We start from the raw sequence: 17,432 nt of genomic DNA, 5'->3' as shown, positions 1-17,432 counted from the left end.
CCGCCGCCCGACACCGTTCACGGACCATTTGCCGACAAGTCTAGACCGTCGGCCGGATCACTTGCGCGCCAGGCTGAAGGAAAAATGGCTGCCGCGGTGATAGTCGAGCGCGTAGACCACCGGCAAGCCGGCCGCATTGAAACAGGTCTCGCGGATCAGCAGTGCCGGCCCGAAATCGCGCAGGTCGTTGCGCTCCACCACATCATCGGGAAGCATGACGGCGGAGACGATCGCGGCCGACATCCTGGGCCTGCTCCTGTGCTGGTCCAGCAGATCGAGCAGTGAACCGGTCCAATCGACATCATAAAGGCGCAACGGGATGATGCTGCGTGGGATGAAGTCGACGCAATAGAGGATCGGCTCGTCCTTGTGCAGCCGCAGCCGTTCGAGACGGATCACCCGCTCGCCCGGCTGCAGCCGCAACTGCTCAGCTGTGGTGGCGTCGGGTGCTTCCTCCGCCACCGAAAGAACCTTGTTGGCCGTGGCGTAGCCATAGTGCCTGGCCATGTCCGTGACGCTTTCGAAGACCGTGATCGGGCGATCGACCTGCACGGCGGACATCGCCGAGACGAACCGTCCCCGGCCGTGCTCGACATAGATGATGCTGTCCTGCTCGAGCAGCTTCAGCGCTTCGCGCAGCGCCGGACGCGAGATCTTGAAGCGCTGCGTCAACTGCGCCTCGGTTGGCAGTTTGTCGCCGGGATTGAGCCCTTCGTCGCGAATCAGATCCGCGATGCGGTCGCGGAGCTGAATGACCAGTGTGCGCGTATCACGAAGGGGTTCGTCCAATTCCTCTCACTCCGTTGAACAATCACAAGGATGTTCTTGTCTGACAAATTCTGGAAGGTCAAGTGCGCCTCCGGCCAACCGGATTTTCGCTGCTACTCGGCGTGCATCGCGAGGTGCAGCGGTGCTGGCGAGATATCTCTCTTGACACCGCTTCGCATTGTTGTCAGTTGTCTTACAACATTAAGGAGAACGGCGGACGCCATGACCGCCGACCGAGGCAATCACCGGGAAAGCGTGTCATGCTGAACTTCGACGAACAGAGATTTCTTCGCATCCAGTCGGGCGCTGGCGCACTGCGCCAGCAACTGGACACCACCATCTCGGCCTGTCTCGCCGCCGGCGCGGAGAACATCTTTTTCACGGGAACGGGAGGCGCCGCCATCCTGATGCAGCCGGCAGCCCAGCTTCTTCAGCGCCAGTCCCGCTTTACCACCTTTATCGACATGCCGGCAGAGCTCGTCCTTTCCGGATCGGCAAACCTGAATTCCAGGTCCATCGTGGTCATTCCCTCCCTCTCCGGCACCACGAAGGAAAGCGTGGCGCTGCTCGAGAAGGCAAAAGCGGTTGGCGCGACGGTATTGACGCTGGTCGGGCATCGGGACACGCCACTCGGCCAAGGCGGAGACCACGTCTTCGTCAATTTCGCCGAAGACGACACCTCCTGCGAGTCCTTCTTTCTGCAATCGCTGTTCATTGCGCTTTCGATCATGCGCCACCGCGGGGAACTCGAAAATTACGAGCGGATTGTGGGTGAACTCGAAACCCTGCCGCAGGCGCTGCTGGAGGTGAAGCGAAGCTTCGAACCCCGAGCAGAGGATTTCGCGAAGGTTCTTGCCGGCTCCAACTACCACATCATCACCGGCGCCGGTAACGTGTGGCCGGAAGCCTTCTACTACGGCATGTGCATTCTCGAGGAGATGCAGTGGATCCGCACCCGTCCGGTGCATGCCTCAGACTTTTTCCACGGAACGCTCGAACTGGTGGAACAGGATGTCAGCGTCATCCTGTTCAAGGGCGAAGATGCGATGCGTCCGCTCGCCGAACGCGTTCAGAACTTCGTGCCCGGTTACACGAGCAAGCTCACCGTGCTCGACACGACGGAGTTCTCCCTCCCCGGCCTCTCTCCCGACGTGCGCGGTCTCGTCTCGCCGATCGTGCTTGCAACAGTGCTCGAGCGCATCAGTGCCCACCTCGAGGTCATGCGCAATCACCCGCTGACAACGCGGCGCTACTACAAGCGCGTTGCCTACTGAGCATTCGAGACGTAATCGTTCGCCCGACGGTCGCGGATGCGAAAACGCGTTCGCGACCTTTCCATGCGGCCGCCAGGAGACGCTATGACCACTTTCCGCCTTGCTGCCGTCGGCGACAATTGCATCGACCGTTTCCAGGCGCCGGTCGGGGAAACCTATGTCGGTGGTAACGCGATCAATGTCGCCGTGCAGTCGGCGCTTCTCGGACACCAATCTTTCTACTTCGGCGCCGTCGGTCGTGACCGCGACGGCGCACAGGTGCGGCAGCTTCTCGAGCAGAACGGCGTGCGGCTTGACGGCCTCAAGGAGCGTGACGTCAACACCGCCTATACCGACATCGGCATCACGCCGGATGGCGACCGTGTCTTCCTCTATGAGGATTTCGGCGCCTGTGCCGGTTACCGACCCGACGCGGACGACCTCGCTCTCCTGAAGACCATGGATCACGTGCATATCGGCTGGCTCGACGACGGCGGCGCGCTGCGCCGGGCACTTGCAGCCGCGGGTGTCAGCGTCTCGCAGGATGTCTCCGTCAACGCCGCCCCCGCCGACCTCGGCGTGGAGGGCCTCAACATCGCCTTCGGGTCCGGCGGCGACGGTGTTCAGGACGCAGAACGCTTGGCTGATGGCTTCCTCTCTCGCGGTGCTAAGCTGGCCGTCGTCACGCGAGGCGCCCTCGGCTCGCTCGCAAGCGACGGAACCGAACTGGTATCGACCGGCAGCCGTCCTGTGGATGTCGTCGATACCACCGGCGCGGGCGACAGCTTTATCGCCGGGTTCATTCTGGCTCACCTTCAAGGCCGCCCGTTGATCAAGCGGCTGGAGGCCGGGCGCGACCTCGCTGCGCGCACCTGCACCCATGTCGGCGGGTTTCCGCAACAGCCGCACACTCTGTAACAAGACGAGCCCGCCTCACCCGACCCAGTTCAACAACGGGCCCGGTAAATGGCGGGCGTCTTCAGGCTTTCCACCCCAAGAAATTCGCGTGCGCACCGTACTCAGCGGACATCGAAGCGCCCGAAGCGGGCCTCGACACGAGACTGCAGGAACTCAAGACCGATCGACAGGATCCAGTAGATCATCGAGGCGGTGATCAGCATCTCGATGTGCCGGAACTCGGTCTGGCCTTGAGTGCGGGCGAGATACATGATCTCCCAGACGCCGACGACGGAGACGAGCGAAGAGTCCTTCAGCATGGCGATGAACTGGTTGCCAGTCGGCGGGACGATGACGCGCATCGCCTGCGGCATGATCACCAGCGCCATTGTCTGGCTCGGGCTAAGGCCGAGTGCGGTCGCCCCTTCCGTCTGGCCGCGCGGGATGCTCTCGATGCCGGCCCGGAAGATCTCTGTCATATAGGCGCCATAGCAGAGCGACAGCGCCAGGATGCCCGCCGGCACCGCGCCGATGACGTAGCCGACCTGCGGCAGGCCGAGGTAGATGATGTAGATCTGCATCAACAACGGCAGACCGCGGAAGAGCGAGGTGTAGAAGGTCGCGAGACCGTAGATCACGCCGTTCTTCGACAGCTTCGCAATTGCCCCGACCAGCGCGATGAGGGTGGCGATCGCGATCGAGATAACCGAGATATAGAGCGTCGTGACGACGCCCTGGGAGACCAGGTAGCCGATCTTCTTGGCGATGAAGGCGAAGGACAGATCGAACGAGTAGAAAAACAGCATCAGCAGGACGAAGAGCTCGACCCAGACGCCGATCACCTGTCCGCTACGCGGCAATTGCCGCAAAGCCTTCCAGTTCGCTACCGCGATCAGCGCGACCAGCAAGGCACTGACCAACCGGCCGAGCGCTGGATTGGCTTCCAGCCACCCTGCCGAAGTCGGCAGCAGATGCCCGATCCAGGCAGGGCTGATGCCGAGCCCGTAGATCGCCAGCGTGACGAGCGCCAGCATGAGAAACATGCCGGACCGTCGCGCGACATCCGGATAAGTCAGTATCAGACGACCAATCATCTCAAAATCTCCGGCGTTCAGGCCGCGCGCTCGCGCCACCAGTCCTGTGCCTGCAGTTTCCAGTAGGTGAGTTGAGCAACCGCCAGCCCGGCATAGCCGCCGGCCCAGACCAGACCGAACGGCCGGAAGAGCTTGTAGCGGTCGGACTGTTCGAGAATGCCTTCGGCCACCAGCTTGCCGCCGATCGCCGTGGTGTTGAGCCCGTGGCCGCCAAAGGCGGTGCAATGCCAGACTCCCGGCCGCATCTCGCCGATCTGGGGCATCAGGTGGCGTGCATAGGACATCAGCCCAGACCAGGCGAGCTCGGTCTTCAGTTCCTTGAGTTGCGGATAGGTGCCCGTCATCTCGCGCCGCAATTCGGCCGCAAGGGCCGCCGGCGAAGCTGCCCGCGTGGTGATCCGCCCGCCCCAAAGCAGTCGTTTGCCTCCATCCACCAGCCGGTAATAGTCTCCGGCGCGGCGGTTGTCGCCGATCGCGTCGCGGGTGGCGATGGCCGAACGGATCAGATCCGGCGCCTCTTCGCTCAGCATCACATAGGTGGCGATCGGCAGGAACGCCCGCTGCAGCCGTTGAGCGCGCCGGTGTAGCCACCGGTCGTGAAGACGACCTGGCGTGCCTTGACGCGGCCGCGGGCGGTCGACACCGTCTTCTCGGCCCCATCGAGCGTGCTCGCCGTTGCCGCCGAGCCCTCGTAGATCTGCCCACCCAGCCGCTCGATCTCTTCTGCCACCGCACGAAGGTAGTTGAGCGGGTGCATGTGGAAGGCCTTGGGGTCGCGCAGACCCTGGAAATAGCGCTTCGACTTCAGCACCGCGCGAATGTGCTCGGTGTCGAAGTATTCCAATTCGTACCCGTGGTTTTGGCGCATCGCGTCGGCATGTGCCTTCAAACTGCCGTCGTCGTCGTAGCGCAGCACGCTGGTGATGCCGGGCTGCGCTTGCGCGCTCTCGATCTTCAGCGCCGCGATCGTATCCCGAACGAAATCCACGCCTTCGATCGACAGGCGGTGGATCTGCCGTGCACCTTCGGCACCGGCCAGTCGAGCAATATTCTCGCCACCGGTCGCAAAACCGGGGCTGACGAAGCCGCCATTTCGACCGGAAGCCCCGAAGCCGACACTCTCGGCCTCGAGCACCACAACCGACTGCCCGGCGCGTGCAAGCTGAAGCGCCGTTGTCAGACCAGCAAGCCCACCGCCGACAACGACCGTGTCACATTCGATGGTTTCCGAAAGCACTGGTCTGACCTTCCGGTCGACCATCGTGTTTTTGTAGTAGGTATCGGGATAGGACATGTTCTCTCGCCCTGCAGACAGCGAATAAGGGTTGCGGGCGGCATGAACTGCCGCCGCACAGACTTGTCCAACTCAGTCGGCGCTGTAGTCCTTGCCGTACCACTTGGTGGTAAAGCTCGCGAGCGTGCCGTCTTTCTTCATCTCGTCGATGAGATCGCCGATCTTCTTCGTCCACTCGGGGTCGGTCTTTTCCGCGATCACGACGAGCGGCTCCTTGAACGCGTACTCGCCGTCAAGGACCTTGAGCGGATAACCGTTCTTGATGGCGTTCAGCGCGGTCTGTTCCGGCGCGATGACCGCATCAAGGCGCACGCCATTGCCGAGGCGCAGGTCGTCGAAGGGAAGCATGGAGTCGGCAAAGGTGCGGATTTCGCCCGGCTCCAGCTTGTATTCGATCGGCGGAAGCCCCGGCGCGTCGATTTCCAACTGCCGGCGAATGAAATCTTCCGATGTCGTGGCCGTTTCAACGCCGACGACCTTGCCGTTCAGGTCGGTGACAGACTTCGCCTCACTGTCCTTGTGCAACACGTAGACATAGGGGCTGTAGTAATAGATGCCGGCAAAGTCGATGACCTGGGCGCGTGCCTTGGTGGGGGTGACGGAGCCGACGCCGACGTCATAACGTCCCTGCCAGCGGCCGCCGGTCAAGGTCGCCCAGTCCGGCGTCTCGAAGCTGACCTCGACGCCAAGGCGCTTGCCGATCTCGCGGGAGACATCGATGTCGAAGCCGACCAGCTGGTTACTGTCGTCGAGATAGCTCTGCGGTGGCCACCCGCTATTGGTGGCGACCACCATGGCCTTCTTGCTCATGACACGGTCGAGCGTCTCGCCTGCCTGCGCGGCGGTGGCAAGCGCCAGCGCGGCAGCGCCGACGGCGAGCTGTAGAACCAGTTTCCTCACGCATTCCTCCTGTTTGAACGTCAGCAATGGGTTCCCGTTTATGTAAGATGTCTGACAACATAAGTTAGAAAAGATCGATAAAGACGAGTCAAGGGCGGAAGCGCATCCGCCCCATGAAACGAAGTGATGGGACCATGTGTCTTCGTGATGAATGAGCCAATTAAGCACGCTCCTGCACCGAAGCGCCTTCATACCGGCAAGAGGCACCGGGGCATCCCCGGCTCCGACTTCGGACAAGTACAGGACAACGCGGCAGTCCGGCGCGCGAACTCAAAGGCGCAGTTCCCGGACTGACGCCCGGGCCTATCGTGGGTCGCAGCATCCTGAGGCTGATTTAGAGTGTAGCGTTGAACCCATGAACCTCGCCACACCGATTGAAGCCATCGGCGAAACCTGACAGGAATACGTCCGGGAGGACGGTTCATGTATTATGCGATCTTGGCTTATCACACGGCAGGCGTCGTCGAATCCTGGAGCGAGGAGGAGGATGCGGCCCTGATGTCCGATCTACTCCAGGTGCATGATCGCTTCGTTCAGCAGAAATCATTCGGACCGGCCGCGCGGCTCGGCCCCGCTGAGGGAGCGGTGACGCTGAGGGGCAAGGGCGAAGGCATCGTCACGGACGGCCCCTTCGCTGAAACCAAAGAGCATCTCCTTGGCCTCTACGTCGTGGACTTTCCGACGCTCGACGCAGCAATCGCAGCGGCACGCGACCTGCGGCGCAGCAATCCCACCGCGATCTACGAGATCCGACCGATCGCGCTCTATGTTCCGGGGGCGACCTTGGAGCCTGGACCGTAGAGCCAGGAATCGCACGGCGGTACTGTGCAAGGACGCGATCAGGCGACCGCCCTCGATCCAGCCGAATCTCAAGCTGCAATCGTGCGGGAGGTGGCCAATCGGGCACCCACCGGCGCGATGTCCTTCACTTTTGATTAACCCAGCCCGCGCGGGTGTGAACTGTAACAGAACTTACAACAAACTGACATTTCGCTTTCATGAAGCGCCGATATGGCAGGTGTCACACCGATGACCGGTCTCCCCGAAAGAGGACCTGCTAGAAATGTTTCAGTTGAAGAGTGTAACCCGCCAGTTCGGCAAGAAGACAGCCGTAAGTTCGGTTACCTTCGACATCCCGCAGGGTCAGATGGTCGGCGTGATCGGCCGCTCGGGTGCCGGCAAGTCGACGCTGCTGCGCATGATCAATCGCCTCGTCGACCTGTCTTCAGGCTCGATCGTCTATGACAGCGCGGAAGTGTCGTCACTTCGCGGCGCTGCACTGCGCAACTGGCAGCGCGACTGTGCCATGATCTTTCAGCAGTTCAACCTGGTGCCGCGCCTCGACGTACTCACCAACGTTTTGCTCGGTCGCCTCAATCACCGCTCGACGGTGCTCAGCATCCTCAACATGTTCACCCGCGAAGAACGCATCATGGCGATCGGCGCGCTCGAGCGCCTCGGCATCGAACAGACCGCACTTCAGCCCGCAGGCACGCTCTCCGGCGGCCAGCAGCAGCGCGTCGCGATCGCCCGCGCGCTGATGCAACAGCCGAAGGTTCTGCTCGCCGACGAGCCGATCGCCTCGCTCGACCCGCTGAACGCCAAGATCGTCATGGACGCACTGCGCGACATCAACGAACGCGACGGCATCACGGTCATCACCAATCTCCACACCCTCGATACCGCGCGCAACTATTGCGAACGCATCATCGGCATGGCGCATGGCCGCGTCGTCTTCGACGGCCAGCCCAAGGATCTGACGGCGGCAGCGGTTGCCGAGATCTACGGCGCCGACACGGGCATCGAGGAGTCGATGACCTCCACCAGCATCAACATTCCGGCGGCCGAACCGCAGGAAGAAACGGCATCGACCGGCCTCAAGCCGCTGGCACTGGCCGGCATCTGACGCCCGCCAGGATCGAAAGCCCGCGTCAAGGGCACCTCTTTGAAACCGAATAGGATCCGGTCAAGCCGGACACACGGGAGAACCTTATGCTGAAGAAAGCTCTTCTGGGCGCCGTCGCGCTCCTCGCCCTCGTCGGCCACGCCCAGGCTGAAGACCTCAAGGAATTCCGCATCGGCATTCTCGGCGGCGAAAACGAAGCCGACCGCCTGCGCAACTTCCAGTGCCTCGTCGACAAGCTGCCGGCTGCCATCGGCGTCGAGAAGGTCTCGCTGTTCCCGGCTGCCGACTATGACGGCGTTATCCAGGGCCTGCTCGGTGGCACGCTCGACTACGCCGAGCTCGGCGCTTCCGGCTATGCCAAGATCTACCTCGCCAAGGCTGATGCCGTCGAGCCGATCCTGACGACCGTTCAGACCGACGGTTCGACCGGCTACCACTCGATCATGGTTGCCCGCAAGGATTCCGGCATCACCAAGCTCGAAGACCTGAAGGGCAAGAAGCTCGGCTTCGCCGATCCGGACTCGACCTCGGGCTACCTCGTCCCGCTCGTCACCCTGCCGGAAGCGATCGGCGCGCCGGTCAAGGAATTCTTCGGTGAAACCGGCTTCGGCGGCGGTCACGAAAACCTCGTTCTCGAAGTCGTCAAGGGCACCTTCGATGCCGGCACGACCTTCGGCTCGGGCGTCGGCGAATTCAAGGACGGCTACACCTCGGGCAACCTGAAGAAGATGGTCGACAAGGGCATCCTCGACATGAACGACCTCGTCGAGCTCTGGAAGTCGCCGCTGATCCCGAACGGCCCGATCGTCGTGCGCACCTCGATGAACGACGACATGAAGGTGAAGTTCAAGCAGTTCATGGTCGACCTGCCGAAGACCGACGCTGCCTGCTTCTCGGCCATCCAGGGCGGTGACTTCACCGGCTACACCGAAGTCAACTCCGATTTCTACAAGCCGATCATCGACGCCCGCAAGGCAACGATCGGCGGCTGATAGACCGCATCTTCCGGGAACGCTGGCCGCCCAAACGGCCAGCGTTTCACTGTTTGAAGGGGTGCTCGACACCAGCCCTTCAATCATACCCTACCGCTTTGTTTTCACGCATTTCCTGACGGAAAGCCGCTTCGTGCTTTTCCTTGAAATGCCATAGAGGCCGGCGCGAGCCGGAACGGTCATGGCAACTTCCCTGCTCCCGCGGAATCTGAGCGACAACGGCGCCGTCATCGAGCGCCATTGGCAGGAACTGAGTTCCCGCCGCCGGCTTTACTCCTGGCTCGGCTTCGGCATCCTCTTCCTGGCGCTCTCGGGCTCGCTCTGGTTCGCCAACGATTCCAACGCCGGCAAGTTCTTCGATCGCCTGCCGCATTTCTTCGACTTCGTCGGCGATCTCGCACCGCGTGACGGGCTGGAAATCTTCCGTGCCATGTTCGACCTGCCCTCGCCCTATGACGACGGCAGCTTCAAATACAACTACCCGGACGGCCGGCTGTACCTGACCGACAGCTTCTATATCCCCGAATACGTGCACAAGATGCTGGAGACCGTGAACATCGCGATCTTCTCGACGATCATCGGCACGGCACTCGGTTTCGTGCTCTGCTTCTTCGCAGCGCGCAACCTGATGCCCAATCCGTGGATCCGCGGTACCGTTCGCCGGATCATGGAGATCCTGCGCGCCTTTCCGGAAGTGGTGATTGCCGGCTTCTTCCTTGCCATCCTCTCGCTCGGCCCCATTCCCGCGATCGCCGCGGTCTCGATCCACACGGTCGGTGCGCTCGGCAAGCTCTTCTACGAAGTGGTCGAAAACGCCGACATGAAAGCAGATGAGGGCCTGCGTGCCGCGGGCGGCAACTGGATCGAGCGCGTCTGGTTCGGCATGGTGCCGCAGGTGCTGCCCAACTTCACCAGCTACTTCCTGCTGCGCCTCGAAATCAACGTGCGCGCCTCGACCATCATCGGCGCCGTTGGTGGCGGCGGCATCGGCGAGCTGCTGCGCCTTTCGATCGGCCAGGGCCACCAGGCGAAAACGCTTGCGATCGTCATCCTGCTGTTCGCGACCATTTTCGCCGTCGACCAGTTTTCCGCCTGGCTTCGCCGTCGCCTCGTCGGCGAACAGGCCTTCCAGCTTGCCCAGTAGGTGCGCGCTATGACCACGACCACACGACTGAGCCCGATGGAGATGGACGCGATCGCGGCCCGCCATCCCGAGCTCCTGAAATCCTCGACCTCCAAGCGTGTACGCACGGCAACGATCGCCGGCGGCATTGTCGTCTATCTCATCTTCAGCTGGTGGTTCTTCTCGATCGGTCAGGTGCTTGGCAACGCCAACTGGGGTATCGCCGGCACTTATCTCGCCGACTGGGTCTCCTACGAGGTGCGGCCCGAGATCCACATCGCCTCCGACCGGACAATGAGCCTCAACTATCAGCGCAATTCGCCGCTCGGGCCCAATCCCGATCCGGATTGGGTGGAACTCGACAAGGAGACGGTGACGCGCCGCGTGGAAATTCCGGCGTCGACGACGCAGGCGGCAAAGCCGAAGGCAAGCTCGTCCTTCAGCTTCATGACGCCCGGTTCAGCACTCGGCGGCACCACCACGGCCGAAGCTCAAAACCGCGTCGAAACCCGCACGGAAGAAGTCCTGACCCGAGTCGTCGTGACCTATGACCGCTCAACCAGGATCGAGATCGCCGACAGCCTGGTCAAGGCGACCCATGGAGGCGAGACCCTGGTGATGGCCGTCGATGGCGCCGACAGGGTGATGCCGCAGGGCACGCTGCCCACCTGGGCGACGCAGAAGCGTCCAGGCGAGAAGATCGTGCTTGCATTCGGCGCCACCGGCTGGGCCGAAGTCGAAGGTGACGAGGTTTCTATCCGCAATCGCTTCTTCGGCTGGGCGAACTTCCTCTTCGACACCAACTCGCCCTTCTTCGGCAAGAGCTACGGCGAGGTCGCCTCGCTCATCATATCCGGCGAGCGCATCGATCCGGCCCGCTCGAACCTTTCGCTTGCCTGGAACAACATCCTCTACAACGCCGAGTGGCAGCATCTGGATGTCTGGACGAAGCTCCTGCAGACCGTCGTCATGGCCTTCGTCGGCACACTCTTTGCATCGCTGATCGCCTTCCCGCTCTGCTTCCTCGCGGCGCGCAACATTACGCCGAGCTTCATGACCAACCAATTGGTCAAGCGCTTCTTCGACTTCCTGCGATCGGTGGACATGTTTATCTGGGCGCTGTTTTTTACCCGCGCCTTCGGCCCCGGACCGCTTGCCGGTATCTCGGCGATCTTCTTCACCGACACCGGCACGCTCGGGAAGCTCTATTCCGAGGCGCTGGAAAACATCGACGACAAGCAGCGCGAAGGCGTCAAGTCGGTGGGTGCTGCGCCGCTTGCCGTACAGCGCTTCGGCGTGCTGCCGCAGGTGTTGCCGGTCTTTGCGAGCCAGGCGCTTTATTTCTGGGAATCGAACACCCGTTCGGCGACGATCATCGGCGCCGTCGGCGCGGGCGGTATCGGTCTCAAGCTCTGGGAAGCAATGCGCACCAATTCCGATTGGGAAAATGTCGCCTACATGGTGCTTCTGATCTTGCTGGTTGTCTTTATTTTCGACAGCATCTCGAACGCGTGCCGTTCACGCCTGATGGGTCGCAGGGCACATTGACGACAGCCAAGCATTTGCGCGTCCGCCATCATGATGTTGTCATGGAAATCGGCTAGCTGCGCATCGCATCCCGCAAACAATCGACCCGCCTCCCCGGCGGGCCGGTCGCTACAAGAAAGTGAAGACCGTGCGTTATGCAATCTACTTCGCGCCGCCGGCGGACGACCGGCTGTCGCAGACCGCGTCCCGTTGGCTTGGCCGTGACGCCTTTACCGGCCAGGATCTTGCTCTTCCGACGATCGCCGGGATCGACGAAGCGACGCAACGCACACTGACAGCAGACCCGCGACGCTACGGTTTTCACGGAACGCTGAAGGCACCCTTCGAGCTTGCCGAGGGCCGCGACGAAGACGAACTCCTCAGCATCTTCGAATGCTTCGCCGCTGACCTCGATCCCTTCGAAATCCCTGAAATCGTCCTGCACCAGCTCGGTCCTTTTTTTGCCCTGGTGCCGTCCGCTCCCTCTGCCGAACTGCAGGATCTGGCCGAAGATGCCGTTCACCGCTTCGACCCGTTCCGTGCGCCTCTGTCGGAGATGGACTTCGCCCGGCGCAAGCCGCAGAGCCTCCCGGAACGCCAGAGGCGTTACCTGAGGGAATGGGGCTATCCCTATGTATTCGAAGAATTTCAGTTCCATCTGACTTTGACCGGACCGGTCCCTGCCGAAACCAGCGGCATCATGAGCTCGGCGCTCGAAACCACCTTTGCCGAGCACATCGGCAAGCCACTTCACGTAACGTCAGTCGCGCTCTTCGTCGAACCGGAGCGCGGCGCCCCCTTTACTGTCCGCTCCCTGCTGCCGCTCGGCAGCGACACCCAACGAAAGATCGCATGAGATGAGCAAAGAACAGGTTTTGACCAACGCCCGCATCGTCCTTGAGGACAGTATCCTCGACGGTTCGGTGCTGATCCGCGACGGCAAGATTGCCGATATCTCCGCGGGGACGGTCGCCAGCGGCGAGGACTTCGAAGGCGACTACCTCATTCCGGGCCTCATTGAACTGCACACCGATCACCTCGAGGCCCACTATTCGCCGCGCCCGGGCGTGCGCTGGCTGAAGATCGCGGCGATCCAGGCGCATGACGCGCAGGTCGTCACCTCGGGCATCACCACGGTCTTCGACTGCCTTCGGCTCGGCTCCGACGAAGATGGCGGCTTCCAGAAGGGCGAGATGCGCAGCATGGCCGACGCGCTGGCGCAGGCCAAGGAAGAAGGTCGGCTGCGCGCCGACCACTTGATCCACCTGCGCTGCGAGGTCTCCACCTCCGACGTGCTCGATCACTACGAGGACTTCCGGAACGACCCACAGGTCAAGCTCGTCTCGCTGATGGACCACGCGCCCGGCCAGCGTCAGTTCCAGACGATGGACCAGTACACGCTCTACTACAAATCCAAGCGCGGCCTTTCCGACGCGGAATTCGCCCGCTTCGTCGAGCGTCAGCAGGCGCTTTCGGCGAAATATGCCGGCCCGCACCGCACTGCGCTGGCTGAGGCCTGCGCGGCCCGCGGCATCACGATTGCCAGCCATGACGACGCGACCGTCGACCACGTCGAAGAATCGGTCGGCTTCGGCATCAAGCTTGCCGAATTCCCGACAAGCTTCGAAGCCGCCGAAGCGTCGCACCGCGCGGGCCTGAGCGTGCTCATGGGCGCGCCGAACATCGTTCGCGGCAAGTCGCACTCCGGCAACATCGCCGCCCGCGACCTGGCGGAATGTGGCGTGCTCGACGTGCTGTCGTCGGACTATGTGCCCTTCAGCCTGATCCACGCGCCCTTCGTTCTTTCCGACGAAGTCGAAGCCATCGACCTGCCGAAGGCGATCGCGATGGTGACCTCGACACCGGCCCGTACCGTCGGCCTTGACGACCGCGGCCGCGTCGCAGTCGGCCTGCGCGCCGACATCGCCCGCGTCCACCGCAGGCAAGGCATTCCGGTCGTGCGCTCCGTCTGGCGCGAAGGACGGCGTGTCGCATGAGCGCGAGCGAACAGGGTGCAGGCGCACTCGTCGTCGTTGTCGGACCGAGCGGTGCCGGCAAGGACAGCGTCATGGGCTTTGCCGCCCGGCATTTTGCCGACTGTCACGACGTGCATTTCGTCCGGCGTGTCATCACCCGTCCGTCGGATGCCGGCGGCGAGGTGCATGAAAGCGTGTCCGAAGACGAATTCGTCGACATGCAGAAGGACGGCGCCTTCGCCGTCTTCTGGGACGCGCATGGCCTCAAATACGGCATCCCCTCCGTGGTGCTCGAAAATGTGCGGAACGGCATGACCGCTATCGTCAACGGCAGCCGCGGCGCCCTGCCGGCGTTCCGGGAAGCGTTTGGCGACATCGCCGTCGTCGTCATCACCGCCGAGGCACCGGTTCTGGCCAAGCGGCTTGCAGAACGCGGCCGCGAGAGCGAGGAAGAAGTCCTGCGACGGCTGAGCCGCCAGGCCCCCGATGTCACGTCGGGGCCCGGCGTGAGCGTCATCGATAATAGCGGCAGGCTCGACATCGCCGGCACCCGCTTCGTCGACCTGGTGGAACGATTGCGCATCAAGGCGGACCACGCCGCCTGACGGGGGCGAGCGGTACCGTCGGCTTCGCCTCTCGAATCGACATGGCAGGGCTCTCGGCCGGATATCTTTTCTGACGATCGATTGACACGAGCCCCGAAATTCCGGTTTCGGGGCTTTTTTTGCGTTCTCGCACTTCGGAAGCACATCGCACAGAAGTTGCTCACAGAATCAATTTGTTGAAGCCGCTTGCTCATATTTTTGAACAACGCCGCGCCTCTTTTCTTAGCCTTTCCGCCCTGTCCTTTTCCTCCCGCCACACGATTTTCCTCTTGTGGAGCGAATTAATATGTATATACATTATATCCAGTGGAGGCGACCTCATGAACGATATCTCGACCCGCAAGCAGGCATCCGGCGTTTGGCGCAACACGCGCCTTGTGACGCTGAGCGAAGCCGCCGAAGGACTTGGGCTTGTCGAGAATGCGGCCGTTGCTGTCGTCGATGGGCGGATCGCTTTTGCGGGTCCCGATCGCGATCTGCCGGCCAACCTCGCAGGCCGCCTCGAAACGGTTGACTGCGAAGGCCGCGTGATGGCGCCGGCTCTGATCGATTGCCATACGCATCTCGTGCACGGCGGCAACCGCGCCCGCGAGTTCCAGATGCGGCTCGAAGGCGCCACATATGAAGAGATCGCACGGGCCGGCGGTGGCATCGTTTCCTCGGTGAAGGCGACCAATGCGCTGAGCGTCAACCAACTCGTAGAAAGCGCTCTGCCACGGCTCGACACGCTTCTTTCCGAAGGTGTTTCGACGGTCGAAATCAAGTCCGGTTACGGGCTCAATGTGACGGCTGAGCTCAATATGCTGCGCGCCGCGCGCAAGCTCGAAACGCTCCGCCCGGTCCGCGTCGTCACCAGCTACCTCGCCGCGCATGCGACGCCGGCAGACTACAAGGGCCGCAACGGCGACTACATCACCGACGTCGTCCTGCCCGGCCTCGATGCGGCGCACGCCGAAGGGCTGGTCGATGCGGTCGACGGTTTCTGCGAGGGCATTGCCTTCTCGACCGCCGAGATCGCCCGTGTCTTCGACCGCGCCAAGGCACTGGGCCTGCCGGTCAAGCTGCACGCAGAACAGCTTTCCAATCTCGGCGGCGCCAAGCTCGCGGCAACCTATGGTGCGCTCTCGGCCGACCATCTCGAATATCTCGACGCCGAAGGCGCCGCAGCCCTTGCCAAATCAGGCACGGTTGCCGTCCTGCTCCCCGGTGCGTTCTATGCACTCCGCGAAGAGCGCCTGCCGCCGGTTCAGGCGCTGCGCGACGCCGGCGCACGGATCGCGATCGCCACCGATTGCAACCCCGGCACTTCGCCGCTGACCTCGCTGCTTCTCACCATGAACATGTCGGCGACGTTCTTCCGGCTGACGGTAGCCGAATGCCTGGCCGGCACAACGCGCGAAGCCGCGCGCGCCCTCGGCCTGCTTGCGGACACCGGAACCATCGAGGTCGGCAAGTCGGCCGATCTCGCGCTCTGGAACATCGAGGATCCCGCCGAGCTCGTCTACCGCATCGGCTTCAACCCACTTCATGAACGTATCTTCAGAGGGCAAAGGATCGGTCAATGACCATCATTCTACACCCGGGCTCCGTGCCCCTTCGCGACCTCGAAACCATCTACTGGACCGGCGAGCCGGCTCGTCTCGACCCGTCCTTTGACGCCGGAATCAAGAAGGCGGCCGGCCGCATCGCCGAAATCGTCGCCGGCAATGCCCCGGTCTACGGCATCAACACCGGCTTCGGCAAACTCGCCTCGATCAAGATCGACAGCGCCGATGTCGCAACGCTGCAGCGCAATCTGATCCTGTCGCATTGCTGTGGCGTCGGCGAGCCGCTCGCAGAAAACGTCGTGCGCCTCATCCTGTCGCTGAAGCTCGTCTCGCTCGGTCGCGGCGCCTCCGGCGTCCGCCTCGAACTCGTGCGTCTGATCGAAGCCATGCTCGAAAAGGGCGTAGTCCCGGTCATTCCCGAGAAGGGCTCGGTTGGTGCTTCCGGCGACCTCGCACCGCTCGCCCATATGGCAGCCGTGATGATGGGCCATGGCGAAGCCTTCTTCGAAGGGCGCCGCATGTCCGGCGCCGAGGCGCTCGCTGCTGCCGGCCTCAAACCGGTGATCCTTGCCGCTAAGGAGGGCCTGGCTCTGATCAACGGCACCCAGACCTCGACGGCGCTGGCGCTTGCCGGTCTCTTCCGCGCCCACCGCGCCGCGCAGGCAGCACTGATCACCGGCGCTATGTCGACCGACGCCGCCATGGGTTCGTCCGCCCCCTTCCACCCCGACATCCACAAGCTGCGTGGTCATCGCGGCCAGATCGATACGGCCGCCACATTGCGCACTTTGCTTGCCGGCTCCGCGATCCGCGAAAGCCATATCGAAGGCGACGAGCGCGTACAGGACCCCTATTGCATCCGCTGCCAGCCGCAGGTCGATGGCGCCTGCCTCGATCTCCTGCGCTCGGTCGCGCGCGTGCTCGAGATCGAAGCGAACGCCGTCACCGATAACCCGCTGGTCCTTTCGGACAATTCCGTCGTCTCCGGCGGCAACTTCCACGCCGAACCGGTTGCGTTTGCCGCCGACCAGATCGCGCTCGCCGTCTGCGAGATCGGCGCGATCTCGCAGCGCCGCATCGCGCTGCTCGTCGACCCTGCCCTTTCCTACGGCCTGCCGGCCTTCCTTGCGAAAAAGCCGGGCCTCAACTCCGGCCTGATGATCGCCGAGGTCACCTCCGCTGCGCTGATGTCGGAGAACAAACAGCTCTCGCACCCGGCCTCGGTCGACTCGACACCGACTTCGGCCAACCAGGAAGACCACGTCTCGATGGCCTGCCACGGCGCCCGCCGCCTGCTGCAGATGACCGAAAACCTGTTCTCGATCGTCGGCATCGAAGCCCTGACCGCGGTCCAGGGCGTCGAGTTCCGCGCGCCGCTGAAGACGAGCCCCGAGCTGCAGAAGGCAGCCGCGGCACTTCGCGCCGTCTCTCTGACGATCGAGGAAGATCGCTACATGGCCAACGACCTCAAGGCCGCCGGCGATCTCGTCGCCTCCGGCCGCCTGAACGCCGCGATCTCCGCCGGCATCCTGCCTGGCCTGGAGGGTTAA

At 62.8% G+C, this 17,432-nt stretch carries 15 protein-coding genes and 1 pseudogene; 12 read left to right on the top strand and 4 right to left on the bottom strand.

Features of this window, described 5'->3' with window-relative positions; genetic code table 11:
* Window positions 1-57: 57 nt before the first annotated feature.
* Complete coding sequence (locus AC070A_RS22070) at window positions 58-789, bottom strand: GntR family transcriptional regulator (RefSeq protein ID WP_057249142.1); 732 nt, start codon at window positions 787-789, stop codon at window positions 58-60.
* A gap of 239 nt (window positions 790-1,028) precedes the next feature.
* On the opposite strand from AC070A_RS22070, the gene AC070A_RS22065 reads away from it, so the two are divergent.
* A complete protein-coding gene (locus tag AC070A_RS22065) occupies window positions 1,029-2,042 on the top strand; it encodes an SIS domain-containing protein (protein WP_492383925.1) in 1,014 nt (337 codons plus the stop codon).
* An 84-nt stretch (window positions 2,043-2,126) separates the two neighbouring features.
* Window positions 2,127-2,939 carry a PfkB family carbohydrate kinase gene (locus AC070A_RS22060; protein WP_218373246.1) on the top strand — a complete coding sequence of 271 codons (813 nt, stop codon included), beginning with the start codon at window positions 2,127-2,129 and terminating at the stop codon, window positions 2,937-2,939.
* Between the two features lie 101 nt (window positions 2,940-3,040).
* On the opposite strand, the gene AC070A_RS22055 is transcribed toward AC070A_RS22060, so the two are convergent.
* The 3 genes and pseudogenes from AC070A_RS22055 to AC070A_RS22045 all read right to left on the bottom strand — a co-directional run bounded on the left by AC070A_RS22055 (window position 3,041) and on the right by AC070A_RS22045 (window position 6,206).
* Window positions 3,041-4,012 carry an amino acid ABC transporter permease gene (locus tag AC070A_RS22055; RefSeq protein ID WP_057249268.1) on the bottom strand — a complete coding sequence of 324 codons (972 nt, stop codon included), beginning with the start codon at window positions 4,010-4,012 and terminating at the stop codon, window positions 3,041-3,043.
* 17 nt (window positions 4,013-4,029) lie between these two features.
* Window positions 4,030-5,306 (bottom strand): annotated as a pseudogene (locus AC070A_RS22050) (NAD(P)/FAD-dependent oxidoreductase).
* A gap of 72 nt (window positions 5,307-5,378) precedes the next feature.
* Window positions 5,379-6,206 carry a transporter substrate-binding domain-containing protein gene (locus AC070A_RS22045; protein ID WP_112996973.1) on the bottom strand — a complete coding sequence of 276 codons (828 nt, stop codon included), beginning with the start codon at window positions 6,204-6,206 and terminating at the stop codon, window positions 5,379-5,381.
* Between the two features lie 423 nt (window positions 6,207-6,629).
* On the opposite strand from AC070A_RS22045, the gene AC070A_RS22040 reads away from it, so the two are divergent.
* From AC070A_RS22040 to hutH, 10 genes are all read left to right on the top strand, one after another.
* A complete protein-coding gene (locus AC070A_RS22040) occupies window positions 6,630-7,007 on the top strand; it encodes a YciI family protein (protein WP_112996972.1) in 378 nt (125 codons plus the stop codon).
* A gap of 262 nt (window positions 7,008-7,269) precedes the next feature.
* Window positions 7,270-8,112 (top strand): phosphonate ABC transporter ATP-binding protein, encoded by an 843-nt coding sequence (phnC, locus tag AC070A_RS22035; RefSeq protein WP_492383924.1) that lies wholly within the window; start codon window positions 7,270-7,272, stop codon window positions 8,110-8,112.
* Between the two features lie 86 nt (window positions 8,113-8,198).
* Window positions 8,199-9,104 carry a phosphonate ABC transporter substrate-binding protein gene (phnD, locus tag AC070A_RS22030; protein WP_057249149.1) on the top strand — a complete coding sequence of 302 codons (906 nt, stop codon included), beginning with the start codon at window positions 8,199-8,201 and terminating at the stop codon, window positions 9,102-9,104.
* 181 nt (window positions 9,105-9,285) lie between these two features.
* Complete coding sequence (phnE, locus tag AC070A_RS22025; protein ID WP_492383923.1) at window positions 9,286-10,248, top strand: phosphonate ABC transporter, permease protein PhnE; 963 nt, start codon at window positions 9,286-9,288, stop codon at window positions 10,246-10,248.
* A 9-nt stretch (window positions 10,249-10,257) separates the two neighbouring features.
* Window positions 10,258-11,775: a phosphonate ABC transporter, permease protein PhnE gene (gene phnE, locus AC070A_RS22020; RefSeq protein ID WP_492383922.1), complete on the top strand. Its 1,518-nt coding sequence runs from the start codon at window positions 10,258-10,260 to the stop codon at window positions 11,773-11,775.
* Window positions 11,776-11,902: 127 nt separating this feature from the next.
* Entirely contained in the window at window positions 11,903-12,610 is a 708-nt protein-coding gene (locus tag AC070A_RS22015; protein WP_112997022.1) for a DUF1045 domain-containing protein, read from the top strand.
* Between the two features lies 1 nt (window position 12,611).
* Window positions 12,612-13,751: an alpha-D-ribose 1-methylphosphonate 5-triphosphate diphosphatase gene (locus tag AC070A_RS22010; RefSeq protein ID WP_112996967.1), complete on the top strand. Its 1,140-nt coding sequence runs from the start codon at window positions 12,612-12,614 to the stop codon at window positions 13,749-13,751.
* Window positions 13,748-14,335, top strand: a complete 588-nt coding sequence (gene phnN, locus AC070A_RS22005) for a phosphonate metabolism protein/1,5-bisphosphokinase (PRPP-forming) PhnN (RefSeq protein WP_112996966.1) — start codon at window positions 13,748-13,750, stop codon at window positions 14,333-14,335. Before AC070A_RS22010 ends, phnN begins: the two co-directional genes overlap by 4 nt.
* Before the next feature lie 320 nt (window positions 14,336-14,655).
* Window positions 14,656-15,900 carry an imidazolonepropionase gene (gene hutI / locus AC070A_RS22000; protein ID WP_218373256.1) on the top strand — a complete coding sequence of 415 codons (1,245 nt, stop codon included), beginning with the start codon at window positions 14,656-14,658 and terminating at the stop codon, window positions 15,898-15,900.
* Window positions 15,897-17,432: a histidine ammonia-lyase gene (gene hutH, locus AC070A_RS21995; protein WP_218373257.1), complete on the top strand. Its 1,536-nt coding sequence runs from the start codon at window positions 15,897-15,899 to the stop codon at window positions 17,430-17,432. The genes hutI and hutH overlap by 4 nt, the downstream gene beginning before the upstream one ends.

Source organism: Ensifer sp. GW101-20A05 (assembly GCF_059424735.1).
This window is presented reverse-complemented; position numbering and strand designations above follow the sequence as displayed.